The sequence below is a fragment of the Microbacterium sufflavum genome (assembly GCF_023101165.1).
In the GTDB taxonomy this organism is placed as follows: domain Bacteria; phylum Actinomycetota; class Actinomycetes; order Actinomycetales; family Microbacteriaceae; genus Microbacterium; species Microbacterium sufflavum.
This window is the reverse complement of the sequence record NZ_CP078076.1, coordinates 2836703-2861044: the sequence shown is the minus strand read 5'-3', so window position 1 is coordinate 2861044 and position 24342 is coordinate 2836703. Positions and strand designations below refer to the sequence as shown.

Annotated in this window: 23 protein-coding genes and 1 tRNA gene; 21 read left to right on the top strand and 3 right to left on the bottom strand. The window is 71.3% G+C overall.

Going from position 1 to position 24342, the window contains the following annotated elements:
- The first annotated feature begins 7 nt into the window (after window positions 1–7).
- The 19 genes from KV394_RS13875 to KV394_RS13785 all read left to right on the top strand — a co-directional run bounded on the left by KV394_RS13875 (window position 8) and on the right by KV394_RS13785 (window position 21277).
- Window positions 8–1966 (top strand): primosomal protein N' family DNA-binding protein, encoded by a 1959-nt coding sequence (locus tag KV394_RS13875; RefSeq protein WP_247981685.1) that lies wholly within the window; start codon window positions 8–10, stop codon window positions 1964–1966.
- A 19-nt stretch (window positions 1967–1985) separates the two neighbouring features.
- Window positions 1986–2903, top strand: a complete 918-nt coding sequence (gene fmt, locus KV394_RS13870) for a methionyl-tRNA formyltransferase (RefSeq protein WP_247981684.1) — start codon at window positions 1986–1988, stop codon at window positions 2901–2903.
- 83 nt (window positions 2904–2986) lie between these two features.
- A complete protein-coding gene (locus KV394_RS13865) occupies window positions 2987–4357 on the top strand; it encodes an RsmB/NOP family class I SAM-dependent RNA methyltransferase (protein ID WP_247982873.1) in 1371 nt (456 codons plus the stop codon).
- A gap of 10 nt (window positions 4358–4367) precedes the next feature.
- The gene (rpe, locus tag KV394_RS13860) at window positions 4368–5048 is read left to right on the top strand and encodes a ribulose-phosphate 3-epimerase (protein ID WP_136037333.1); all 681 of its coding nucleotides are present in this window, start codon (window positions 4368–4370) and stop codon (window positions 5046–5048) included.
- The gene (locus tag KV394_RS13855; protein ID WP_136032435.1) at window positions 5045–5308 is read left to right on the top strand and encodes a phosphoribosyl-ATP diphosphatase; all 264 of its coding nucleotides are present in this window, start codon (window positions 5045–5047) and stop codon (window positions 5306–5308) included. Before rpe ends, KV394_RS13855 begins: the two co-directional genes overlap by 4 nt.
- 38 nt (window positions 5309–5346) lie before the next feature.
- Window positions 5347–6186 (top strand): ATP phosphoribosyltransferase, encoded by an 840-nt coding sequence (gene hisG, locus KV394_RS13850; protein ID WP_136032433.1) that lies wholly within the window; start codon window positions 5347–5349, stop codon window positions 6184–6186.
- Complete coding sequence (gene hisF, locus KV394_RS13845) at window positions 6186–6947, top strand: imidazole glycerol phosphate synthase subunit HisF (RefSeq protein ID WP_136032431.1); 762 nt, start codon at window positions 6186–6188, stop codon at window positions 6945–6947. The genes hisG and hisF overlap by 1 nt, the downstream gene beginning before the upstream one ends.
- A complete protein-coding gene (gene hisI / locus KV394_RS13840; protein WP_136037335.1) occupies window positions 6944–7330 on the top strand; it encodes a phosphoribosyl-AMP cyclohydrolase in 387 nt (128 codons plus the stop codon). Before hisF ends, hisI begins: the two co-directional genes overlap by 4 nt.
- Window positions 7327–7917, top strand: a complete 591-nt coding sequence (locus KV394_RS13835) for a Trp biosynthesis-associated membrane protein (protein ID WP_136032427.1) — start codon at window positions 7327–7329, stop codon at window positions 7915–7917. Before hisI ends, KV394_RS13835 begins: the two co-directional genes overlap by 4 nt.
- Before the next feature lie 44 nt (window positions 7918–7961).
- Window positions 7962–8192, top strand: coding sequence for an HGxxPAAW family protein (locus KV394_RS13830; RefSeq protein WP_136032424.1), 231 nt, complete (start codon window positions 7962–7964; stop codon window positions 8190–8192).
- On the top strand, window positions 8192–8968 hold the full coding sequence (gene trpC / locus KV394_RS13825; RefSeq protein WP_247981683.1) for an indole-3-glycerol phosphate synthase TrpC: 777 nt from the start codon (window positions 8192–8194) through the stop codon (window positions 8966–8968). Before KV394_RS13830 ends, trpC begins: the two co-directional genes overlap by 1 nt.
- Window positions 8965–10233 (top strand): tryptophan synthase subunit beta, encoded by a 1269-nt coding sequence (trpB, locus tag KV394_RS13820; RefSeq protein WP_247981682.1) that lies wholly within the window; start codon window positions 8965–8967, stop codon window positions 10231–10233. The genes trpC and trpB overlap by 4 nt, the downstream gene beginning before the upstream one ends.
- Window positions 10230–11033 (top strand): tryptophan synthase subunit alpha, encoded by an 804-nt coding sequence (trpA, locus tag KV394_RS13815; RefSeq protein ID WP_247981681.1) that lies wholly within the window; start codon window positions 10230–10232, stop codon window positions 11031–11033. The genes trpB and trpA overlap by 4 nt, the downstream gene beginning before the upstream one ends.
- 10 nt (window positions 11034–11043) lie before the next feature.
- The gene (gene lgt / locus KV394_RS13810) at window positions 11044–12069 is read left to right on the top strand and encodes a prolipoprotein diacylglyceryl transferase (RefSeq protein WP_136032416.1); all 1026 of its coding nucleotides are present in this window, start codon (window positions 11044–11046) and stop codon (window positions 12067–12069) included.
- 144 nt (window positions 12070–12213) lie between these two features.
- Complete coding sequence (gene gltB / locus KV394_RS13805) at window positions 12214–16737, top strand: glutamate synthase large subunit (protein ID WP_247982872.1); 4524 nt, start codon at window positions 12214–12216, stop codon at window positions 16735–16737.
- Window positions 16730–18196: a glutamate synthase subunit beta gene (locus tag KV394_RS13800; RefSeq protein WP_136032414.1), complete on the top strand. Its 1467-nt coding sequence runs from the start codon at window positions 16730–16732 to the stop codon at window positions 18194–18196. Before gltB ends, KV394_RS13800 begins: the two co-directional genes overlap by 8 nt.
- 58 nt (window positions 18197–18254) lie before the next feature.
- Window positions 18255–19703, top strand: coding sequence for a pyruvate kinase (pyk, locus tag KV394_RS13795; RefSeq protein ID WP_136032411.1), 1449 nt, complete (start codon window positions 18255–18257; stop codon window positions 19701–19703).
- Window positions 19704–19811: 108 nt separating this feature from the next.
- Window positions 19812–20624: an alpha/beta fold hydrolase gene (locus KV394_RS13790; protein WP_247981680.1), complete on the top strand. Its 813-nt coding sequence runs from the start codon at window positions 19812–19814 to the stop codon at window positions 20622–20624.
- On the top strand, window positions 20621–21277 hold the full coding sequence (locus KV394_RS13785; RefSeq protein WP_247981679.1) for an esterase/lipase family protein: 657 nt from the start codon (window positions 20621–20623) through the stop codon (window positions 21275–21277). Before KV394_RS13790 ends, KV394_RS13785 begins: the two co-directional genes overlap by 4 nt.
- Window positions 21278–21281: 4 nt before the next feature.
- On the opposite strand, the gene KV394_RS13780 is transcribed toward KV394_RS13785, so the two are convergent.
- Together KV394_RS13780 and KV394_RS13775 are read right to left on the bottom strand one after the other, a co-directional pair.
- Window positions 21282–22538: an alpha/beta fold hydrolase gene (locus tag KV394_RS13780; protein ID WP_247981678.1), complete on the bottom strand. Its 1257-nt coding sequence runs from the start codon at window positions 22536–22538 to the stop codon at window positions 21282–21284.
- A gap of 22 nt (window positions 22539–22560) precedes the next feature.
- Window positions 22561–22643, bottom strand: a tRNA-Leu gene (locus KV394_RS13775).
- 92 nt (window positions 22644–22735) lie between these two features.
- Between KV394_RS13775 and KV394_RS13770 the strand changes: the two genes are divergently transcribed.
- The gene (locus KV394_RS13770; RefSeq protein WP_206253382.1) at window positions 22736–23362 is read left to right on the top strand and encodes an ANTAR domain-containing response regulator; all 627 of its coding nucleotides are present in this window, start codon (window positions 22736–22738) and stop codon (window positions 23360–23362) included.
- Window positions 23363–23370: 8 nt separating this feature from the next.
- Complete coding sequence (locus KV394_RS13765; RefSeq protein WP_136032404.1) at window positions 23371–23934, top strand: GNAT family N-acetyltransferase; 564 nt, start codon at window positions 23371–23373, stop codon at window positions 23932–23934.
- On the opposite strand, the gene KV394_RS13760 is transcribed toward KV394_RS13765, so the two are convergent.
- Window positions 23909–24337 (bottom strand): hotdog fold thioesterase, encoded by a 429-nt coding sequence (locus KV394_RS13760; protein ID WP_136044694.1) that lies wholly within the window; start codon window positions 24335–24337, stop codon window positions 23909–23911. The genes KV394_RS13765 and KV394_RS13760 overlap by 26 nt on opposite strands.
- Between the last annotated feature and the right edge of the window lie 5 nt (window positions 24338–24342).

Below are 24342 nucleotides of genomic sequence, written 5' to 3'. Positions count from 1 at the left end.
GGTCCTGATGTCGCCCGAGAGCCGTCGCATCGCGCGCGTGCTCCTCGACTCGCCGCTGCCGCAGCTCGACCGGCTCTTCGACTACGCCCTTCCCGCCGAGCTCGGGCCCGTCGAGCCCGGCGTGCGGGTGAAGGTGCCGCTGCGCACCGCCGGCCGCGTGGTGGACGGCTATGTGGTGGAGGTCGACGTCGAGAGCGACGCGGAACGACCCCTGTCCGAGGTGGAGACCGTGGTGTCGGCGGTCCCGGTGCTGCCCGACCGCCTGTACCGCCTGGCGCGGCGGGTCGCCGACCGTGCCGCGGGCTCGGCGTCCGACGTACTGCGGCTCGTGATCCCGAAGCGACAGGTGCGCGCGGAGAAGGCCTGGCGCGCCGACGCCCCGGTCGTGGCGCCCGACGCCGAGCAGTCGGCCGAGGCGGAGCGTGTGCTGGCGGCGTACGACGGTCTCGATGTCGTGCTCGACGAGGGAGGCCGCGCCGCGGTCGAGGCCATCCCGCAGCTGGACGACGGCGCACAGGGCTGGGCGCGACTGCTCGCGGCCGCGGCGGCGCGCACTCTCGCCGCGGGACGCTCGACGATCCTCGTGATGCCCGACCATCGCGACCTCGACCGTCTGCTCACGGCGCTCGAGGCCGTGGTGCCCCCGGAGGCCGTGGTGCGGCACGACTCGCGCCAGGCGAACCCCGACCGCTACCGGGCGTTCCTGCGGACCCTCGAGGACGCCCCGTGCATCGTGGTGGGCAACCGCTCGGCCGTGTACGCCCCGGTGACGGCGGGCCTGGTGGTCGTGTGGGACGACGGGGACCCGCTGCTCGGCGAGCCGCTCGCCCCCTATGTGCACGCGCGTGATGCGGCGCTGCTGCGGCAGGAGTCGGAGGGCTCCGCGCTGCTGTTCGCCGGGCACACCCGCACGACGGAGGTCGAGCGGCTCGTGGCGCGCGGCTGGCTGCGCGACGTGCGGGCCGGGCGCCGGGTGCTGCCGCGCGTGCTGCTGAGCACACCGCAGGAGCTGGAGCGTCCCGCCGCCCAGAGGCTGCCGTCGTCGGCGTTCCTCGCGGCGAGGGCGGCGGCCGCGGAGGGGCCCGTGCTGGTGCAGGTGTCGCGCCCGGGGTTCTCGCCGTCGCTCGTGTGCGCGGACTGCCGGACCCCCGCGCGCTGCGCCCACTGCGGCGGGCCGCTCGGCGCGCGGCATCGCGGTGCCGTTCCGGTGTGCGGCTGGTGCGGGCGCGGCGCGAGTGCGTGGACCTGTCCGGCGTGCTCGTCCCCGCGGCTGCGGCTGGCGTCGTCGGGCAGTGAGCGCACCGCGGAGGAGCTCGGCAGGGCGTTTCCCGGCGTGCGCGTGATCGTGGCGGACGGCAGCCACCCCGTGGAGCGGGTGGACGCCCGCCCCGCGCTCGTCGTGGCGACCCGCGGCGCCGAGCCCCTCGCGGAAGGCGGGTACCGCGCGGTCGTGCTGCTGGACGGGCCGCGCATGCTGCAGTCGCCCGACCTGCGGATCGGCGAGGCGTGTCTGCGCTGGTGGTCGAACGCTGCCGCCCTGGCCGCCCCCGGAGCTCCGGTGCATCTGGTGGGGGTGGACGGCGCGGTCGCCAAGGCCCTCGCGACGTGGAACCAGGCGGGCTACGCGCGCTCGGAGCTGGAGAACCGCGCCCCGCTGCACATGCCGCCCACCGCGCGCGTCGCGCTCGTGGAGGGCACGTCGGCCGCGGTCGCCCGCGCTCTTGCCGCGCTCGGGGAGCTGTCGCTGCCGTCCGACGCCGTGCTCGGCCCCGTCCCCGTCGAGGGCGACGACGACCCTCCGCGCGTGCGCGCCCTGGTCCGCTTCGACTACGGCGCCGGGGTGCGGGTGGCGACCGTCCTGCGCGCAGCCGTGGTGGCGGAGGCCGTGAACGGACGGCGGGGCCGAGCGCGCGCGGCCCGGAGCGCGCTCACGGTGCGCCTCGATATCCTCGATCCAGAGCTCTGACCCCTTCCGGAGAACCTTCATGCGCCTCGTCTTCGCCGGCACGCCCTCCGCTGCCGTGCCCACACTCCATCGCCTCGCTGCGGAGCATGACATCGCCGCGGTGGTGACGAGACCGGATGCGCCGCTCGGCCGCAAGCGCGTGCTGACGCCGTCGCCCGTCGCCCAGGCTGCCGCAGAACGGGGCCTCCCGGTCATCCGGGCGGCGCGTCTGGATGACGCGGTGACCGCGGAGATCGCCGCGCTCGAGCCCGAGCTGGGCGTGATCGTCGCCTACGGCGGGCTCGTGCGCGAGCCGTTGCTGTCGACGCCGGACGCCGGATGGATCAACCTGCACTTCTCCCTGCTGCCCGCCTGGCGTGGCGCGGCGCCGGTGCAGCGCGCGCTGATCGCGGGCGACGAGGTGCTGGGCGCCAGCGTCTTCCAGCTCGTGCCGGAGCTCGACGCGGGCGACGTGTTCGCACGGCGCACCGTGGCGGTGCCGTCGTCGGCGACGGCCGGCGAGGCGCTGGAGGCGCTCGCGAGCGACGGCGCCGACCTGACCGCGGAGGTGGTCGCGGCGATCGCGGCGGGAGAGGCGCGGGCGGTGCCGCAGGAGGGCGAGCCGACGTTCGCGGCGAAGCTGAGCCTGGCGGACGGACTCCTCGACTTCACGCAGCCCGTGTCGTCGGTGTTCGCACGGTTCCGCGGGGTGACGCCCGAGCCCGGCGCCCACACGACGGTGGACGGACAGCGCCTGAAGATCCTCGCCGCCGAGCCCGCGGTCGGGGAGGAGCAGTTGCCTCCCGGCGTGCTCTCGGGCACCAGGACGGCGCTGCTGATCGGCACCGCGACCGCGCCCCTCGCGGTGACCCGCGTGCAGCCGGCAGGCAAGGGGGCGATGAACGCCGCCGACTGGTGGCGGGGCCTGCAGGGCGGCGAGCGGCGGGCGGGATCGTGAGCAGGCAGGAGCGACACCAGCAGCAGGGGGTCCGCCGTCCCCGACCCGCAGCGCGCACCGACGAGCGCGGGCCCCGGCGGACGGTGCAGCCGGCGCGGCTCGTCGCCTACGAGGTGCTGCGGGCGGTGTCCGACTCAGACGCGTACGCCAACCTCGTGCTTCCCCCGGCGATCGCGGAGGCCGGGCTGGACGCGCAGGACGCGGCCCTCGCCACCGAGCTCACCTACGGGACGCTGCGCCGCCGAGGCACGTACGACGCGGTGATCGCGGCGGCCGCGGATCGCAGCACCTCCTCGATCGATCCGGCCGTGCTGGATGCACTGCGGCTCGCGGTCCATCAGCTCCTGGCGACCAGGGTCGCCTCGCACGCGGCCGTGAACGAGTCGGTGAACCTCGTGGCGACGCGGGCGGGCCGTGGCGCGGCCAGTTTCGCGAACGCGGTGCTGCGTCGCGTGGCGCGCGAGTCGCCCGGGCAGTGGATGGAGCGCATCGAGGCCGAGGCGCGCTCCGACGATGAGCGTCTCGCCCTCCGCGCGGCGCATCCGGTGTGGGTCATCCGGGCACTGCGGCGCGCACTGGCGGCCGAGGGCAGGGTCGACGAGCTCGACGCCCTGCTCGAGGCCGACAACGCGTCGCCCGAGGTGACGCTGGTGGCCCTCCCCGGGCTCGCGCAGCCGGGTGAGCCCCGTCGCCCGTTCGCGCCAACCGCGTTCGCGTCACCCGGGGGCGACCCTCGTCGTCCGGTCGCGGAGTCCGCCGGCACGGTGCGCGTCCAGGACGAGGGGTCGCAGCTCGTCGCCCTCGCGCTGGCCGCCGCGGCACCGGTCCGGGCGGGGGAGCGGTGGCTCGACCTGTGCGCCGGGCCGGGCGGCAAGACGGCGCTGCTGGCCGCGATCGCCCGCGAGCACGAGGTCGCGTTGGAGGCCAACGAGGTCGTGCCGACGCGCGCTCGACTGGTGCGGAAGGCGCTGCGGGCCGTCCCCGGAGACGTGACCGTGCACGAGCGCGACGGCAGAGAGCTGGCGCGCGAGAACCCGGGCGGGTTCGACCGCATCCTCGTGGACGCGCCGTGCACCGGGCTGGGAGCACTGCGGCGTCGTCCGGAGGCGCGCTGGCGCAAGACGCCCGCCCATGTGGCCGAGCTCGTGCCGCTGCAGGTGGACCTGCTGTCCGCCGCTCTCGACGCACTCGCTCCGGGCGGCGTCGTGGCCTACGTCACGTGCTCGCCGCACCTGGCCGAGACCACCGGGGTCGTGCGGGAGGTGCTGCGGGACCGCGCCGACGTGGTGGAGCTGGATGCGCGGCGCGTGGTGCGCGACGTCTCCCGCTCGCCGATCGACCTCGCCGACGACGGTCGTGCCGCCACGGGCAGCGCCCAGCTGTGGCCGCACCGCCACGGCACCGACGCCATGTTCCTCGCGCTCCTGCAGCGCACCGACGACACCGAAGGGTAGGACAGAGACCGTGGAGCTTCCTCGCGCACCGCGCATCAACCCGAGCATCCTCGCCGCCGACTTCGTCAACATGCAGACGGAGCTCGCCCGCATCGCGACGGCCGACTTCGCCCACGTCGACGTGATGGACAACCATTTCGTGCCCAACCTCACGTTCGGGCCGCAGATGGTGCAGCGCATCCAGGAGACCAGTCCCGTCCCGCTCGACGTGCACCTCATGATCACGGACCCCGAGCGCTGGGCACCCGGGTACGCGGAGCTGGGCGCGGCGAGCGTCACCTTCCACCTGGAGGCCGCGGTCGACCCGGTGTCGCTCGCGCGGCGGTTGCGCGACATCGGTGCCAGAGCCGGTGTCGCGGTCAAGCCGGACACTCCGGTCGACGGACTGTTCCCGGTCCTCGACGAGTTCGACCAGATCCTGGTGATGACGGTGGAGCCCGGGTTCGGCGGTCAGGGGTTCATGCCGGAGACGATGCCGAAGCTGCGCGCGCTGTCGGAGGAGGCACGACGTCGAGGGTCGCAGGTGTGGCTCCAGGTCGACGGAGGGATCTCCGACGACACGATCGCGCAGGCGGCGGCCGCGGGGGCGGACACCTTCGTCGCGGGCTCGGCCGTGTACGGGCAGGACGACGTGGAGGCGGCGGTCTCGCGGCTCAGGCACCTCGCGCGAGCCGCTAGCCTGGAATCGTGAAGACTTTCGACGAGCTGTTCGCCGAGCTCAGCGTCAAGGCCGAGACCCGACCGGAAGGGTCGGGCACGGTCGCGGAGCTCGACGGCGGCGTGCACACGATCGGCAAGAAGATCGTGGAGGAGGCCGCCGAGGTGTGGATGGCGGCCGAGTACGAGTCCGACGAGGCGGCGGCGGAGGAGATCTCGCAGCTGCTGTACCACCTGCAGGTGATGATGCTCGCGAAGGGCCTCACCCTGCAGGACGTCTATCGACATCTGTGATGCGCTCCGCCCCCACTCCTTCGAACTGAAAGCCGTTCATGCTGCGCATCGCCGTTCCCAACAAGGGCTCGCTGTCCGAGACCGCCGCCGAGATGCTCGCGGAGGCGGGCTACGCCGGCCGCCGCGACCCCAAGACCCTGCACGTCGTCGACACCGAGAACGACGTCGAGTTCTTCTTCCTGCGTCCGCGTGACATCGCCACGTACGTCGCCTCCGGCGCTCTCGACGTCGGCATCACCGGACGCGACCTGCTGCTCGACGTGCAGCAGCCGGCGCGCGAGATCGAGCAGCTCGGCTTCGGCGCGTCGACGTTCCGCTTCGCCGGCCCTCCCGGACGCTTCACGTCGATCGACGACCTCGACGGCGTGCGCGTGGCCTCGGCCTACCCCGGACTGGTGGGCTCGTTCCTCCGGGAGCACGGCGTGAACGCCGAGCTGGTGCAGCTCGACGGTGCGGTGGAGTCGGCCGTGCGCCTCGGCGTCGCCGATGCCGTCGCCGACGTGGTCTCCACGGGGACCACGCTGCGACAGGCGGGGCTGGAGATCTTCGGCCCCGTCATCCTGGAGTCCGAGGCCGTGCTGATCAGCCGCCCGGGTGACGCGGATGGCGTCGACACGCTGCTGCGCCGTCTCCGAGGCGTCATGGTGGCCCGCCGGTACGTGCTCCTCGACTACGACCTGCCGACCGAGCTGGTCGACCAGGCGGTCGCGATCGCTCCCGGCCGGGAGTCGGCCACCATCTCCCCGCTGCGCGACCCGGCCTGGGTGGCCGTGCGCGTGATGATCCCGCGTCGCCGGGTCAACCAGGTGATGGACGACCTGTACGCATTGGGGGCCAGGGCGATCCTCGTCACGGCGATCCACGCGGCGAGGCTCTGATGACTCTCGCGAGCAGGGTCATCCCGTGCCTCGATGTGGCCGACGGCCGCGTCGTGAAGGGCGTGAACTTCGAGAACCTGCGCGACATGGGGGATCCGGTCGAGCTCGCCCGGCACTATGCGGCGCAGGGCGCGGACGAGATCACCTTCCTCGATGTGACCGCGACCGTCGACGCGCGGGCCACGACCTACGACGTCGTGCAGCGCACCGCCGAGCAGGTGTTCGTGCCGCTGACGGTCGGCGGGGGAGTGCGCAGCGTGGAGGACGTGGCCCGGCTGCTGTCCGTCGGCGCCGACAAGGTGGGGGTGAACTCCGCCGCGATCGCCCGGCCCGAGCTGATCGGCGAGATCGCGGACCGCTTCGGCGCTCAGGTGCTCGTGCTCTCGCTCGACGTGAAGCGCGCCGACACGACGCATTCCGGTTTCGTCGTCACGACGCACGGCGGTCGCACGCAGACCACCCTGGACGCTCTCGACTGGGCCAGGGAGGCCGCGGAGCGCGGGGCGGGTGAGCTGCTGGTGAACTCGATCGACGCGGACGGTACGCGCGACGGGTTCGACCTGGAACTCGTCCGGCTCATGCGCGAGGCGGCGCCGGTGCCCGTGATCGCCTCCGGCGGCGCCGGACGAGCGACCGATTTCGCCCCGGCCATCAAGGCGGGTGCCGACGCCGTGCTCGCGGCGAGCGTCTTCCACACGGGAGCGCTCACGGTCGGCGACGTGAAGGACGCGCTGCGCGCGGAGGGGGTGCTGGTTCGATGACGGAGGCGCAGCAGGGGCAGAGCGAGCCGGATGTCGAGGCGCGCATCGCCCAGGTGGCTTTCACGGCCGAGGGCCTGGCGCCCGCGATCGTGCAGCAGTGGGACACGCGCGAGGTGCTGATGCTCGCATGGGTCGATGCGGAGGCGCTGCGGCGCACGCTCACGTCGGGTCGTGCGACGTACTGGTCGCGGTCCCGGCAGGAGTACTGGCGCAAGGGCGACACCTCCGGGAACATCCAGGTGGTGCGCGAGGCCCGACTCGACTGCGACGGCGACGCGATCCTGCTGCTGGTCGACCAGACCGGCCCGGCGTGCCACACGGGGACCCGCACGTGCTTCGACACGACCGACCTGGGTGCCGTCGACGGATCGGCGTCGTCGTGAGCCTCGCCCGGCGGGGGCGCTCGCTCGCGGTCTCCGGCTTCCTGCTCGCCGGCGCCCTCGGCATCATCTCCTCCACGCAGACCTGGTTCACGGTCGAGCGCGCCGATGCGGGAGAGGCGATCCTCGTGCCGGGGGCCGCGGCGATGGTGCTGCTCGCGCCGCTGAGCCTCGCGGTGCTGGCGCTCGGCGCGGCCCTGTCGATCGCCGGTCGCGCGGTGCGACTGGTCTTCGGGGTGCTCGCCGCGGTCGCGGCGGTGTTCCTCGGCTGGTCGACCGTGCAGCTGCTGGTCGCTGAGCCCTTCGACGCCGTCGCCGCGACCGTGACCGAGACCACGGGGCTCGCGGGCGACACCGCCGTGCACGAGGTGGCGGCGCACATCGTGGCGTCCGCGTGGCCGTGGGTCGCACTCGTCGGCTGGGTGATCCTGCTGCTCGCGGCCGTGCTGGTACTGGTCACCTGGCGTCAGTGGAAGTCGGGCGGCCGCCGTTACCGCACCGAGACCGCGCACCCCGCGACGCACGAGGGCCCGGTCGACGCGGTCGACTCGTGGGACGACCTGTCCCGCGGGACGGATCCCACGCGCTGACCCCGATAGACTGAAGACATCCGCACGTCGTCCCCGGAGGAAACATGACCAACCCGATCGCCGACCCTGGCCACGGACACTCGCCTGCGGCCTGGACCGCCGTCGTGATCATGCTCGTCGGCTTCACCGCCGCGACCGTCGCGTTCTGCTTCGAGCAGCCGACCCTGGTCTGGATCTCCGCCGCGCTGATCCCGATCGGGGCCATCGTGGGTTGGGCGCTCGCGAAGGCGGGCTACGGCGTGAAGGGCCCCAAGTACTCCCCGAAGGCGCACTAGTGGTCCTCGCCGACCTGACGGCCGGCGCTGTCGCAGACGCCGAGCGTCGCTCCCTCTCCCGGCCGATCGAGGTCGTCGAGCGCGAGGCTCTCGCGCGCCCGGCGGCGAAGGACGCCCTTGCGTTCCTCGCTCCCGCCGAGCGGGTCAAGATCATCGCCGAGGTCAAGCGGGCGAGCCCGTCCCGTGGTGCACTCGCCGAGATCCCGGATCCCGCCCACCAGGCGTCGCTGTACGAGCAGGGCGGCGCCTCGGCGATCAGCGTCCTGACCGAGGAGCGCCGTTTCGGGGGCAGTCTGGCGGATCTCGAGGCCGTGACCGCGCGGGTGTCGCTGCCGGTGCTGCGCAAGGACTTCATCGCCACGCGGTATCAGGTGCTGGAGGCGCGGGCGGCGGGTGCTGATCTCGTCCTGCTGATCGTCGCCGGGCTCGAGCCGGAGGTGCTGCGCGACCTGTACGCGTTCACCCTGGAGCTCGGCATGACCCCGCTCGTCGAGACGCACTCGGCGGAGGAGCTCGACGTGGCGATCGATCTCGGCGCCGCGCTCATCGGCGTGAACGCGCGCGACCTGAAGACTCTCGAGCTCGACCGTGACCTCTTCGGTCGGCTCGTCGACCGCATCCCGGACACGGCGATCAAGATCGCGGAGTCCGCGGTGCTCACCCCCGCCGATGTCGCGCACTACCGTTCGGCCGGTGCCGACGTCGTGCTGATCGGTGAGGCCCTGGTGACCGGGGATCCGGTCGCCACGCTCGAGAGCTTCCTGGAGGCGAAGTGAGTCTGCGTGACCAGCACGGCCCGTACTTCGGTGACTTCGGCGGCCGGTTCATGCCGGAGTCGCTGATCGCCGCGATCGACGAGCTGACGGTCGCGTACGAGGTGGCGATCGCCGATCCGGAGTTCCGTGCCGAGCTGGCCCACCTGCTGTCCTCCTACGCCGGACGCCCCTCGGCGCTGACCGAGGTGCCGCGGTTCGCCGAGCACGCCGGGGGCGCGCGGGTGTTCCTCAAGCGCGAGGACCTCAACCACACCGGCTCGCACAAGATCAACAACGTGCTGGGCCAGGCGCTGCTCACCAAGCGCCTCGGCAAGACCAGGGTGATCGCCGAGACGGGTGCAGGACAGCACGGTGTCGCGACGGCCACCGCGGCGGCCCTGTTCGGCCTGGACTGCACGATCTACATGGGCGAGGTCGACACCGAGCGCCAGGCGCTGAACGTCGCCCGCATGCGCCTGCTGGGCGCCGAGGTCGTGCCGGTGACCTCGGGCTCGCGCACGCTGAAGGACGCGATCAACGACGCGTACCGCGACTGGGTCGCCTCGGTCGAGACCACGAACTACATCTTCGGCACCGCCGCGGGGCCGCATCCGTTCCCGGCGATGGTCCGCGATTTCCAGAAGATCATCGGCGAGGAGGCGCGCGCCCAGCTGCTCGATGAGGTGGGCCGGCTGCCCGACGCGGTGTTCGCGTGCGTGGGCGGCGGCTCGAACGCGATCGGCATGTTCGACGCGTTCCTCGACGACGAGGGCGTGCGCCTGTACGGCGTCGAGGCGGCCGGCGACGGAGTGGACACCCCGCGGCACGCGGCGTCGATCGAGCGCGGTCGTCCCGGTGTGCTGCACGGCGCGAAGACCTATGTCCTGCAGGACGAGGACGGCCAGACGGTCGAGTCGCACTCGATCTCCGCCGGGCTCGACTATCCCGGCGTCGGCCCGGAGCACTCGTGGCTGGCCGACATCGGCCGCGCGGACTACATCCCGGCGACCGACGACGAGGCGATGCAGGCCCTGCGGCTGCTGAGCCGCACCGAGGGCATCATCCCGGCGATCGAGTCCGCGCACGCCCTCGCGGGAGCCCTGCGGATCGGCCGCGAGCTCGGACCGGACGCCGTCCTGGCGATCTGCCTCTCCGGCCGGGGCGACAAGGACATGGACACGGCCGCCCGGTACTTCGAGCTCTACGACGAGGCGGCGCTCGCGCACGACGCGACCGAGGAGAGCTCCGCCGAAGAAGCCGCCTCGAAGGGAGAGCCGCAGCTGTGAGCCGCGTCGAACAGGCCATCCAGCGCGCGCACGACGCCGGCCGCAGCGCCTTCGTCGGCTACCTGCCCGTCGGCTTCCCCGACCTGGAGACGAGCATCCAGGCGGCGATCGCCCTCGCCGAGAACGGCGTGGACATCATCGAGCTCGGGCCGCCCTACAGCGACCCCGTGATGGACGGCGCGATCATCCAGGAGGCGACGACCGCCGCCCTCGCCGCCGGCTTCCGGATGAAGGACCTCTTCACCGCGATCCGCGCCATCACTGCCGCGACCGACGTCCCGGTGCTCGTGATGACCTACTGGAACCCGGTGCTGCAGTACGGCGTCGATCGCTACGCCGACGACCTGCTGGCGGCGGGCGGCGCCGGGCTGATCACGCCCGACATCACGCCGGACGCGGCGGCGGAGTGGATCGCGGCGAGCGAGCGGACCGGGCTCGACCGGGTGTTCCTGGCCGCGCCGACCTCGTCGGACGAGCGCCTCGAGCTCGTGGTGAAGTCGTCGACCGGTTTCGTGTACACCGTCTCCACGATGGGCATCACGGGGGAGCGGGCCGAGCTCGACCGCGGCGCACGCACCCTCGTCGCCCGCCTGCGCGAGCACGGCGCCCGGCGCGCCTGCGTCGGAATCGGCATCTCCACCGCCGAGCAGATCGCCGGTGTCTCCGAGTACGCCGACGGCGCCATCGTCGGCACCGCGCTCGTGCGCGCCCTGCGCGACGGCGGCGTCCCCGCCCTCGCGGCCGTCGCCCGAACCCTCGCCACCGGCACGTCGTCGGTGCGCTCCGTCCCCGAGAACTAGAATCGCACTCATGTCCCTCGCGCTCCCCAGCAGCTTCACCGGCGTGCTCGCCAGCATCCCGAGTCCTCCCGTCGCGTACTTCGACCTGGGCCCGGTGCGGATCCACTTCTACGCGCTCTGCATCATCGCCGGCATCATCGTCGCGGTGCTGCTGACCAACCACCGCCTCACGAAGCGCGGTGCGGAGCCGTGGGTCGTGATCGACATCTCGATCCTCGCGGTGCCGCTGGCCATCATCGGCGCCCGCATCTTCCACGTGCTGACCCACCCGAACTTCTACTTCGGCGAGGGCAAGAACACCTGGAACCCCTTCGAGCCCGGCTCGGTGTGGGCGATCTGGGAGGGCGGCATCGCCATCTTCGGCGCGCTGATCGGCGGCGCCATCGGCGCGTACCTCGGCTGCCGCTGGACCGGTATCCGCTTCTGGACGTTCGCCGACGCACTCGCTCCCGGGCTGCTGCTCGCGCAGGCCATGGGCCGGTTCGGCAACTGGTTCAACCACGAGCTCTTCGGCCTGCCGACCGACCTGCCGTGGGGCCTCGAGATCGAGTCCACCAACTCGGCCTTCCCTCCCGGGCTCCCCGAGGGCACGCTGTTCCACCCGACGTTCCTGTACGAGGTGCTGTGGAACGGGCTCGGCGTGATCGTGCTGCTGTGGCTGAGCCGCAAGCTCTTCTTCCAGTGGGGCCGGCTGTTCGCGATCTACCTCATCTGGTATAGCGCTGGTCGCATCGTGTGGGAGTCGATCCGCATCGACCCGAGCGAGATCATCCTGGGTCTGCGCAGCAACGTCTGGGCGGCGATCATCGGCGTCGTCGTCGGCCTCGTCATCCTCGTGGTGCAGACGCGCCGTCACCCGGGTCTGGAGCCTTCGCCGTATCAGCCCGGCCGCGGCCGGAAGGACCTGGACGCTGATGTACAATCGCAAGACAATCCCTCTGATTTCGTGGACGTGAGCGAGCCTCCGACCGACGAGGTCACCGCAGGAGCCACCGCCACAAGCACTGCTCCCACGAGCGAGGACGGCTCCCGATAACGCCGCGTCCCGCGGCGGGAGAACCATTGCACTGAACGAGCGGGCCGACGACGTCCCCGGGTTTCACTGAAGATCTGAGGACGGTAACTGGTGTACTTCCAGCCCCCTTACGGCGCCTCCGGCGCATACCCCCCGAAGCAGGGCATGTACAACCCGGCGTTCGAGAAGGACGCCTGCGGCCTGGCCATGGTCGCAACGCTGCGCGGCGAAGCCGGGCACGACATCATCGCGCTGGCCCTCGAGGCCCTGCGCAACCTGGAGCACCGCGGGGCCATCGGGTCCGACGCGGGCACGGGAGACGGGGCCGGCATCCTCACGCAGATGCCAGACGCCTTCCTCCGCGCGGTCACCGGCTTCGAACTGCCGCCCGTGGGGGAGTACGCCGCAGGACTCGCGTTCCTGCCTCGCGACTCGAGCGAGCGCCGCCAGCAGAAGGCCGGCATCGAGAAGATCGCGCGCGCCGAGGGCCTCCGCGTCCTCGGGTGGCGTGAGGTCCCCACCGCGAACGAGAACCTCGGCAAGCTCGCCGACGAGGCCCGCCCCGCGTTCGAGCAGCTCTTCGTGAGCGCCGGCGGGGCCACGCACGCCGACGCGCCGCTCACCGGTATCGCCCTCGACCGCGTCGCCTACCGCCTGCGCAAGCGGGCCGGCCACGAGCTCGGCGCCTACTTCGTGTCGCTGTCCAGCCGCACCCTCGGCTACAAGGGCATGGTCACCACGCTGCAGCTGGAGCCGTTCTACCCCGACCTGCAGGATGAGCGGTTCGCGTCCGAGCTCGCGGTCGTGCACTCCCGCTACTCCACCAACACATTCCCGTCGTGGCCGCTCGCGCAGCCGCTGCGCATGCTGGCGCACAACGGCGAGATCAACACGGTCGGCGGCAACCGCAACTGGATGCGCGCCCGCCAGTCGCAGCTCGAATCCGAGCTGCTCGGCGACATCTCACCGCTGCTGCCCATCTGCACCGACGGCGCGAGCGACTCGGCCTCGTTCGACGAGGTGCTCGAGCTGCTCACCCTGACCGGTCGCAGCCTGCCGCACGCGATCATGATGATGGTGCCGGAGGCGTACGAGAAGCAGGCCGACATCACGCCGGAGCTGCGCGCGTTCTACGAGTACCACTCCAACCAGATGGAGCCGTGGGACGGCCCGGCCGCGCTCATCTTCACCGACGGCACGCTGGTCGGCGCGACGCTCGACCGCAACGGACTGCGCCCGGGGCGCTGGACCGAGACCACCGACGGACTGGTCGTGATCGGCTCGGAGACGGGCGTGCTGCACTTCGAGCCCGAGCGCATCAAGCGCCGCGGGCGTCTGCAGCCCGGCAAGATGTTCCTCGTCGACACGGCACAGCGCCGCATCGTCGAAGATCGCGAGATCAAGCAGGAGCTTGCGACGCTGCACCCGTGGCAGGAGTGGCTCGACGCGGGGGCCGTGCGCCTGGCCGACCTGCCCGAGCGCGAGCACATCGTGCACCCGCCGGCGTCGATCACCCGCCGCCAGCGCACCTTCGGGTACACCGAGGAAGAAGTGCGCATCCTGCTGACCCCCATGGGCCAGACCGGCGTCGAGCCGCTCGGTGCCATGGGCTCGGACACCCCGATCGCGGTGCTCAGCAAGCGACCGCGACTGCTGTTCGACTACTTCACGCAGCAGTTCGCCCAGGTCACGAACCCGCCGCTGGACTCGATCAGGGAAGAGGTCGTCACGAGCCTCAAGCTCGGCCTCGGTCCCGAGTCGAACCTGCTCAGCTGGGGTCCGGAGCACACCCGCACGGTGTCGCTCGACTTCCCCGTGATCGACAACGACGAACTGGCGAAGATCCGCCACATCGACAAGGCGCTGCCCGGCCGGTCGAGCGCGACGATCCGCGGCCTGTACCACTTCGACTCCGGCCCGCACTCGCTCGCCGAGCGCCTGACGGAGATGTGCGCCGAGGTCGACCAGGCCATCGCGGACGGCGCGGAGTTCCTCATCCTGTCCGACCGCGACTCCAACAAGGACCTCACGCCCATCCCGTCGCTGCTCATGGTGTCGGCGATCCACCACCACCTCATCCGGCGCGAGAACCGCATGAAGGTGGGCCTGATCGTCGAGGCCGGAGACGTGCGCGAGGTGCACCACGTCGCGACGCTGATCGGCTACGGCGCGTCGGCGATCAACCCGTACCTGGCGATGGAGACGGTCGAGCACCTCGTCCGCACCGGCTACATCACCGGCATCACGCCCGAGAAGGCGGTCAAGAACCTGATCTACGCGCTCGGCAAGGGCGTGCTGAAGATCATGTCCAAGATGGGCATCTCCACCGTGTCGTCGTACGCCGGCGCCCAGGTGTTCGAGGCCGTCGGTCTCAGCCAGGAGTTCATCGACGCCTACTTCACCCGCACGGAGTCGAAGCTGGGCGGCATCGGGATCGAGGAGATCTTCGCAGAGAACCAGGCGCGGCACGACTACGCGTACCCCGAGGATGCCGCAGCCCGCGCGCACGAGCGCCTGTGGACGGGCGGCGAGTACCAGTGGCGTCGCGACGGCTCCCCGCACCTGTTCAACCCGGAGACGGTGTTCAAGCTGCAGCACTCCACCCGGACGCGGCGGTACGACATCTTCCGCGAGTACACGAAGCTCGTGGACGAGCAGGCCGCCGAGCTCAAGACCCTCCGCGGACTCTTCACGCTGCGCACCGGCACCCGCAAGCCGGTCCCGCTCGACGAGGTCGAGCCGGTGTCCGCGATCGTGAAGCGCTTCTCGACCGGGGCGATGAGCTACGGCTCCATCTCCAAGGAGGCGCACGAGACCCTGGCGATCGCGATGAACCGGATCGGCGGCAAGTCGAACACCGGTGAGGGCGGCGAGGACCCCGACCGTCTGGTCGACCCCGAGCGGCGCAGTGCGATCAAGCAGGTGGCCTCCGGCCGCTTCGGCGTCACGAGCCTGTACCTCACCGAGGCGGACGACATCCAGATCAAGCTCGCCCAGGGCGCGAAGCCCGGCGAGGGCGGTCAGCTGCCGCCCACGAAGGTGTACCCGTGGGTCGCGCGCACGCGTCACGCCACCGCCGGCGTCGGGCTCATCTCGCCGCCGCCGCACCACGACATCTACTCGATCGAAGACCTCAAGCAGCTCATCTTCGACCTGAAGCGCGCGAACCCCGAGGCGCGCATCCACACGAAGCTGGTGAGCCAGTCCGGTATCGGTGCGGTGTCGGCGGGTGTGGCGAAGGCGCTGAGCGACGTCATCCTGGTGTCCGGCCATGACGGCGGCACGGGTGCGAGCCCGCTGAACTCCCTCAAGCACGCGGGTACCCCCTGGGAGCTGGGGCTCGCCGAGACGCAGCAGACGCTGATGCTCAACGGCATGCGCGACCGCGTGGTGGTGCAGGTCGATGGCCAGCTCAAGACCGGGCGCGACGTCGTGATCGGCGCGCTGCTCGGCGCGGAGGAGTTCGGCTTCGCGACGGCTCCGCTCGTGGTGAGCGGCTGCATCATGATGCGCGTCTGCCACCTGGACACCTGCCCGGTCGGCGTCGCCACGCAGAACCCGGTGCTGCGCGATCGGTTCACGGGCAAGCCCGAGTTCGTCGTCAACTTCATGGAGTTCATCGCGGAAGAGGTGCGCGAGCTCCTCGCCGAGCTGGGCTACCGCTCGATCGACGAGATCGTCGGACGCACCGAGCTCCTGGAGACGAATGTGGCCGTCGAGCACTGGAAGGCCGAGGGTCTCGACCTGAGCCCCGTGCTGGAGGGCCCGGCGTTCCCGGCCGGCGAGCCGCGCCGCAGCGGTCGCGCGCAGGACCACGAGCTCGACAAGCACTTCGACGTGCAGCTCATCGACATCGCGAAGGGGGCGCTGCTCAACGGCGAGCCCGTCGTGGTGGAGCTGCCGATCGCCAACACGGAGCGCGCGGTGGGCACGATGCTCGGCCATCAGGTGACGTCGCGGCACGGTGCTACCGGGCTGCCGAAGGAGACGATCGACGTCACCCTCACAGGGACTGCGGGGCAGTCGCTCGGCGCGTTCCTCCCGCCGGGCATCATCCTCCGCCTCGAGGGCGACGCGAACGACTACGTCGGCAAGGGCCTCTCGGGCGGAGACATCACGATCCGTCCGCCGCGCGGGGCGTCGATCGCACCGCACGAGAATGTGATCGCGGGCAACGTGATCGGCTACGGCGCGACCTCGGGCACGATGTTCATCTCCGGTGTCGTCGGCGAGCGGTTCCTGGTGCGCAACTCCGGGGCGACCGCGGTCGTCGAAGGCGTGGGCGACCACGCCCTGGAGTACATGACCGGCGGGCTCGCGGTGATCCTCGGGCCGACCGGGCGCAACTTCGGCGCCGGCATGTCCGGGGGAGTGGCCTATGTGCACGCTCTCGACACCGCGAAGGTGAACGCGCAGTCGCTCGGCAGCGGAGAGCTGCGGCTGGAGCCGCTGGACCGCGCCGACCTGGAGGTGCTGCGCGGACTGCTCGTCGAGCACGTCGAACGTACGGCGTCCCCGCGCGCGACCGAGCTGCTGGACGACTTCGACGCGCGCGCGGCGGAGTTCGTGAAGGTGCTTCCCCGTGACTTCGCCGCCGTGCGGAGCATGCGCGAGGAGGCTCTGGCCGAGGGGATCGACCCCGACGGCGACATCGTGTGGAACCGCATCCTGGAGGTGACCGGTGGCTGACCCCAAAGGCTTTCTGAAGGTGACCGAGCGGGAACTTCCCGCTCGCCGTCCGGTGCCGGTGCGCATCATGGACTGGAAAGAGGTCTACGAGCCGGGCGACAAGGCCGTCCTGCGCCGTCAGGCCGGTCGCTGCATGGACTGCGGTGTGCCGTTCTGCCACTCGGGCTGCCCGCTCGGCAACCTCATCCCCGAGTGGAACGACCTCACGTGGCGCGGTGAGGGCCGGGCCGCGATCGAGCGCCTGCACGCCACGAACAACTTCCCGGAGTTCACCGGTCGCCTGTGCCCGGCGCCCTGCGAGAGCTCGTGCGTGCTGGGCATCAACCAGCCGGCGGTCACGATCAAGCAGATCGAGGTCTCCATCATCGACGAGGCCTTCGCGAAGGGCTGGGTCGAGCCCGAGCCGCCGCAGCGCCTCACCGGCAAGACGGTGGCCGTCGTCGGCTCGGGGCCCGCGGGCCTCGCCGCCGCCCAGCAGCTGACGCGCGCGGGGCACACGGTCGCGGTGTTCGAGCGCGACGATCGCATCGGCGGGCTGCTGCGCTACGGCATCCCCGACTTCAAGATGGAGAAGACGCAGCTCGAGACGCGTCTGCGCCAGATGCAGGAGGAGGGGACCCGGTTCCGTGCGGGTGTCGAGATCGGCAAGGACATCTCCTGGGCCGACCTCCGCGCGCGGTACGACGCGGTCGTGATCGCGACCGGTGCCACGGTTCCCCGCGACCTGCCCATCCCCGGGCGCGACCTCGACGGCGTGCACTTCGCGATGGAGTACCTCGTGGAGTCCAACCACGCGGTCGCCGGCGACGCGGTCCCAGGGCAGATCACGGCCGAGGGCAAGCACGTCATCGTGATCGGCGGCGGCGACACCGGTGCGGACTGCATCGGCACGGCGCACCGTCAGGGAGCGCTGAGCGTGACGAACCTGGCGATCGGCAAGCAGCCCGGCGACACGCGCCCCGACCACCAGCCGTGGCCGATGATGCCGACCGTGTTCGAGGTGTCGTCCGCGCACGAGGAGGGCGGGGAGCGCGTGTTCCTCGCCTCCACGGTGGAGTTCCTGTCGAACGAGGTCGGCGAGGTGCGCGCGCTGCGGGTGGCCGAGACCGAATACATCGACGGACGCCGGGTTCCCAAGAGCGGCACCGAGCGGGAGATCCCCGCCGATCTCGTGCTCATCGCGATGGGCTTCACGGGTCCGGAGCAGGACGGCTACACGGAGGACACCCGTCCGCAGGTGACCGACCGCGGCTCCTTCCACCGCGACGCGTCGTACGAGTCGTCGGTGCCCGGCGTGTTCGTGGCCGGTGATGCCGGACGCGGGCAGTCGCTCATCGTGTGGGCCATCGCGGAGGGTCGTGCGGCGGCGGCGAACGTCGATCGCTACCTCATGGGCACCACGGTGCTGCCCGAGCCGGTGCGTCCGAGCGATGTCGCGATCGGTCTCCAGCCCGCGTAGGCTGGGGCAGGCACCGTCGCCCGAACGTTCATCCCCCACTTCTATCCTGGAGAGTTCTTTGAGACGCGCGAAAATCGTCGCCACTTTGGGTCCGGCCACCTCGACGTATGAGACGGTGCGTGCACTGATCGATGCGGGTGTGGACGTGGCACGTCTGAACCTCAGCCACGGCGACTACTCCGTGCACGAGAACAACTACGCGAACGTGCGTCGCGCGGCGGAGGACTCCGGCCGCGCCGTGGCGATCCTCGTCGACCTGCAGGGACCGAAGATCCGTCTCGGCCGTTTCGAGGACGGGCCGTACGAGCTCGCCAAGGGCGACATCTTCAAGATCACCACCGAAGACATCATCGGCAACAAGGAGATCTGCGGTACCACGTTCAAGGGGCTGCCCCAGGACGTGAAGCCCGGTGACTTCCTGCTGATCGACGACGGCAAGGTCCGCGTCGAGGTGGTCGAGACCGACGGCGTCACCGTCACCACGCGCGTGGTCGTCGCCGGCGCCGTGTCGAACAACAAGGGCATCAACCTGCCCGGTGTCGCCGTGAACGTCCCCGCTCTGAGCGAGAAGGACGAAGACGACCTGCGCTGGGGTCTGCGCACGGGTGCCGACCTCATCGCCCTGTCCTTCGTGCGCAACGCGGAAGACGTGTCGCGCGTGCACGAGATCATGGCGGAGGAGGGCGTGCGCGTCCCCGTGATCGCCAAGATCGAGAAGCCGCAGGCGGTCGATGCGCTGGAGGAGATCGTCGACGCGTTCGACGGCATCATGGTCGCCCGTGGCGACCTAGGTGTCGAGCTGCCTCTGGAGGCCGTGCCGATCGTGCAGAAGCGCGCGGTGGAGCTCGCCCGGCGCAACGCGAAGCCGGTGATCGTGGCGACGCAGATGCTCGAGTCGATGATCAACAGCCCGGTGCCCACGCGCGCGGAGACCTCCGACGTCGCGAACGCGGTGCTCGACGGCGCCGACGCGGTGATGCTCTCGGGCGAGACCAGCGTGGGCGACTACCCGGTCGTCGTGGTGGAGACCATGGCCCGCATCATCGAGTCCACCGAGGAGCACGGCCTGGAGCGGATCCTCCCGCTGACGACCAAGCCCCGCACGCAGGGTGGTGCCATCACGCTGGCCGCCCTCGAGGTCGCGGAGTTCGTCGACGCGAAGTTCCTCTGCGTCTTCACCCAGTCGGGCGACTCCGCCCGCCGCCTGTCGCGTCTGCGCTCGCGCATCCCGATGCTGGCGTTCACCCCGGAGCCGGCGATCCGTCGTCGGATGGCGCTCACGTGGGGCCTGCGCTCCACGCTGGTCGACATGGTCCAGCACACCGACCTGATGTACCACCAGGTCGACGAGTACCTGCTCGAGAACGGCCTGGCGGTCGAGGGCGACAAGGTCGTCGTGATCTCCGGTTCCCCTCCCGGGATCGTGGGCTCGACGAACGACCTCCGCGTGCACAAGGTGGGCGACGCGATGCGTGGTGCTGCGCCGATCTACAAGGCCGGCGTCTGACGCACGAGGTGTCCGGAAGGGGCGGGGCTACGGCCCCGCCCCTTCCGTATGTCCCGGGCCCGCGTCAACCCTCTGCGACCGCGCGGGCGGGGCGGATAGCGTGGGCGCATGGTCGTTCGTACGCGCCTCGTGCTCACGTCGGGGTTGATGTTCCGCCTTCGGGAGACTCCGCGACCGGCGGGATCCGTCGTCCCCACGATGGTGCTGGTGCATGGCATCGGCATGTCGCACCGCTACCTGTCCCGCCTGCACGATGCGCTCGCGGAGCACACCCGTGTGGTGTCGGTGGATCTTCCGGGTTTCGGCGGACTGCCCAAGCCCTCCGTCGACGTCGGGGTGGAGCGGATGGGCAGCGCACTGGCCGAGGTGATCGGAACGCTCGGCGATGACCGCGTGGTGCTCGTCGGACACTCGATGGGCGCGCAATGGACCGTGGAGGCTGCTCTGCACCGCCCGGAGTACGTGCGCGCCGTGGTCGCGATCGGCCCGGTCGTGGACGAGCGGTGGCGCACGATTCCGGCACAGGCGCGTGCCCTCGCGATCGACACCGTGGGGGAGACACCCGCGATCAACACGATCGTCTTCACCGACTACCTCCGCTGCGGCGTGCGTTGGTATCTGCGGCAGGCGCGACACATGATCGGCTATCGGCTTCAGGAGCGGGTGGCGGAGCTGACCGTGCCGCTCCTGGTGATCCGCGGGGGAGCGGATCCGATCGCGGGTCGCGCGTGGTGCCGCCGGCTGCGGGACAGCGCCCGCGTCTCGCGTCTCGTCGAGATCCCCGGTCACCACCACGTGGCCCAGCAGTCCGCGCCCCGCGCCGTCGCGTCGGCGATCCTGGCGCACACGGCCGGTGCGTGGCCGCACGCTGCCACGTCGAGGAGCATGGACGAGAAGCGGAGCGCGCCATCGGCGCCGTGAGGCGGCTGGGCTGGTGGGCCGCCGACTACGCGTATGCGGGGTTCTGGCAGGTGCGCTCCTTCTTCGGACGAGATGACGCGAGGGCGTTCACCGACGGCGATGGCGTGCCGATCGTGGTGCTCGCCGGGGTGTACGAGACGTGGCGGTTCCTGGAGCCGCTCATCGTCGCGCTGCACCAGCGGGGTCATCCGGTCCACGTGGTGGATGCGCTGCGGCGCAACCGGTTCCCGGTCGCGGACGAGGCGGAGCAGATCGCGGAGCATCTGCGTGCGCGCGACCTCACCGGGGTGATCCTCGTCGCGCACAGCAAGGGAGGTCTGGCGGGCAAGCTCGCCATGACCGGACCGGAGGGGCACCGCATCCGGGCGATGCTGGCGGTCGCGACGCCGTTCGGAGGTTCCCGGTACGCCCGGCGCATGCCGGGACGGGTGCTGCGCGCCTTCTCTCCGGACGACCCGTCCATCCTGGCGCTCGCGCGCGAGGTCCAGGTCAACGCCCGGATCGTGTCGGTCTATGCGGAGTTCGACCCGCACATCCCCGAGGGCAGCGCGTTGCCGGGAGCGAAGAACGTCGTGCTCGACACCGGCGGCCATTTCCGCATCCTCGCCCACCCCCGGGTGCTCGCCGAACTCGCGGCACTGGCGGAATCCTGAGCGCTCACCCGCAGGTATCGTGGGGCTCCCGTGGCGAGTCCAGCGTCGGGAGCCACAGGAGGAGCTCGGGCAGGGTCGCGTACGCCGCATAGCCGTGGTCGACCGCCGGGAACCGGTGGTAGGCGACATCGGTCCCCGCCGCGCAGAGGCGGGCGACGTACCCGTCGGTCGCGGCGGGACGCACGAGCTCGTCCGCCTCGCCCTGGCCGACGAGCACGGGGACCGTGATGGGCTGGCCGCCCGCGCTGTTCTCGGCGAGCATCGTCCGCCAGGGCTCGGTCGTGGCGGGATCGGCGGTGACGTAGGAGCCGACCAGGGGCTCGGCGATCGCGTGGATCTCCTCGGTGTGGGTCAGCAGGCAGAGCGCGGCCATGTCGGGAGTCGCAGCCGCGCCCTCCGGGGTCAGGATCGACAGGATGGCCTCCTCGCCGAACCGTTCGGCGTAGGCATCCCGGTAGGCGGCGATGGCGAACGAGGCGATGGTGATCCCGGAGACGTCGACGATGTCGTCGGTCATCAGGGCGTTGAGATCGGCCGCCGGCGCCGCCACCGCCACCCCGCGCACCGACAGCTCGGGCGCGTACGTCTCGGCGCGCTCGGCGGCGAAGAGCGCCGCCTGACCGCCCTGGGAGTGCCCCCACAGCACGACGCGAGCGCTCGTCCCCGCCCCGTCGAGGCGGCCGGCCGCACGCACGATGTCCAGCACGCTGTTCGCCTCCGGGACGCCCAGCAGATAGGACGACGCGCCCTCCACACCGAGGCCCGGATAGTCGGTGGCCACGACGGCGTATCCCTCGGCGAGCAGCTCGTGCATCCCGGCGATGAGCTCGAACGGATCGAGCGCGAGCGACGGGGCGCACGCCGTCGCCGCTCCCGTGGTCGGGTGCGCCCAGGAGACGACCGTGCGTCCGTTCTCCGGCGCCGGCCCCTCGGGCACGACGACCAGGCCGGACACGGCGATGTCCGAACCGGCCAGGTCGCGGGAGTGGTACAGCACGCGCCACGCTCTCGTGCCGACGGGAGCACTGTCGATCTCCTCGGAGCGGATGAGCGAGCCCGGGGCTCCGGAGGGCAGCGGGGTCGGGGCGGTGACGAAGGCCGGATCGCTCGCGCGCTCCGCCTCCTCCGCGCTCGTGCGCCTGAACACCTCTGCGGCGATCAGGAGCAGGATGACGAGCGCGACCGCCAGGACGACGAGAGTGGCCCGCGCGGTGCGATGCGACCTCCGGGCATGAGCTGCCGGTGCGTCCCCGCTGTGCATAGAGCATGTATAGCGCACCGTGTGCCGGCGGTGGGACTCGAACCCACACGCCCTTTCGGACAAAGCATTTTGAGTGCTCCGCGTCTGCCATTCCGCCACGCCGGCCCGTGTGTCGCGTCTTCGACTGTAGCGCAGGGCGAGCCGATCACCCGGCGCCGATGAGCGCTTCGGCCGAGCGCCGCGCCCTCTCCAGTAGGATGGAGTCCGTGACCGAGCAAGAACAGGCTGAGCAGCCCACGGCATCCGCACCCCGACGCGTCGTCGTCGCCGAAGACGAGTCGCTGATCCGTCTCGACATCGTCGAGATCCTTCGCGACAACGGCTTCGATGTCGTCGGCGAAGCCGGTGACGGGGAGACGGCCGTCGCCCTCGCGACCGAGTTGCGCCCCGACCTGGTCATCATGGACGTCAAGATGCCCCAGCTCGATGGCATCAGCGCGGCCGAGAAGCTGCACAAGGGCAACATCGCCCCGGTCGTGCTGCTGACGGCCTTCAGCCAGAAGGAGCTCGTGGAGCGGGCGAGCGAGGCGGGCGCCCTGGCGTACGTCGTCAAGCCGTTCACCCCGAACGACCTGCTTCCGGCCATCGAGATCGCGCTCGCGCGTCACGAGCAGATCATCACGCTCGAGGCCGAGGTCGCCGACATGGTCGAGCGCTTCGAGACCCGCAAGCTGGTCGACCGCGCCAAGGGACTGCTGAACGAGAAGATGGGCCTGAGCGAGCCCGAGGCGTTCCGCTGGATCCAGAAGGCCTCGATGGATCGCCGCCTCACGATGCAGGACGTCGCGAAGGCCATCATCGAGCAGCTCGCCCCGAAGAAGTAGCCGGTCCGGTGCTCCGCCTCGACGCCGAGCACCTGCTGCGGCCCGTGCGTGCGGGCGACGGCCCCGGCATCGCCGCGGCCTACCGCGCGAATCGTGCACACCTGGCTCCGTGGGAGCCCGAGCGCGACGCCGCCTTCTTCACCGACGAGTGGCAGGAGCGGCACGTCGCGCAGTGCCTGGCGGAAGCCGAGGCGGGACGGAGCCTGCGGTTCGTCGTGGTCGGGGATGATGGTTCGATCCGCGGCCGCGTCAACCTGAACTCGATCGTCCGCGGCGCGTTCTGGAGCGCGGACCTCGGCTACTGGATCGACGCCTCACGGCTGCGGCGCGGGCTGGCCGGGCGTGCGGTGACCCTCGTCGCGGAGCACGCGAGGACGGAGCTCCACCTGCATCGGCTGCAGGCTGCCACGCTGCTCCACAACCTGGCTTCGCAGCGCGTGCTGGCGGGATGCGGTTTCGAGCGCATCGGCCTCGCGCCGAAGTACCTGCGCATCGCGGGGGAGTGGCAGGATCACCTGCTGTTCCAGCTTCTGCTGGAGGAGCCTCTCAGCGCACCGCGGGAACGTCCTTGATCATGTTGGTGATGCGGATCGTCGAGCAGCGTCGGCCCTGATCATCCGTGACGACGATCTCGTGCACCGTGATGCTGCGTCCGAGGTGCACCGGCGTGCATACCCCCGTGACGGTCCCGGAGGTCGCGGAGCGGGTGTGGGTCGCGTTGATGTCGACGCCGACCGCGAGGCGCCCCTCTCCGGCGTGGAGGTTCGCCGCCATCGAGCCGAGGGACTCGCCGAGCACGACATACGCGCCGCCGTGCATCAGGCCGACGGGCTGGGTGTTGCCGGCGACCGGCATGGTCGCGACGCACCGGTCGACGCCGAACTCCACGAACTCCATGCCCATCTTCTCGGCCAGTGCGCCCATGCCGCGGGCGGCTGCCCACTCGAGCCCTTCGCTGGTCGCGACCTCGCCCATGCATC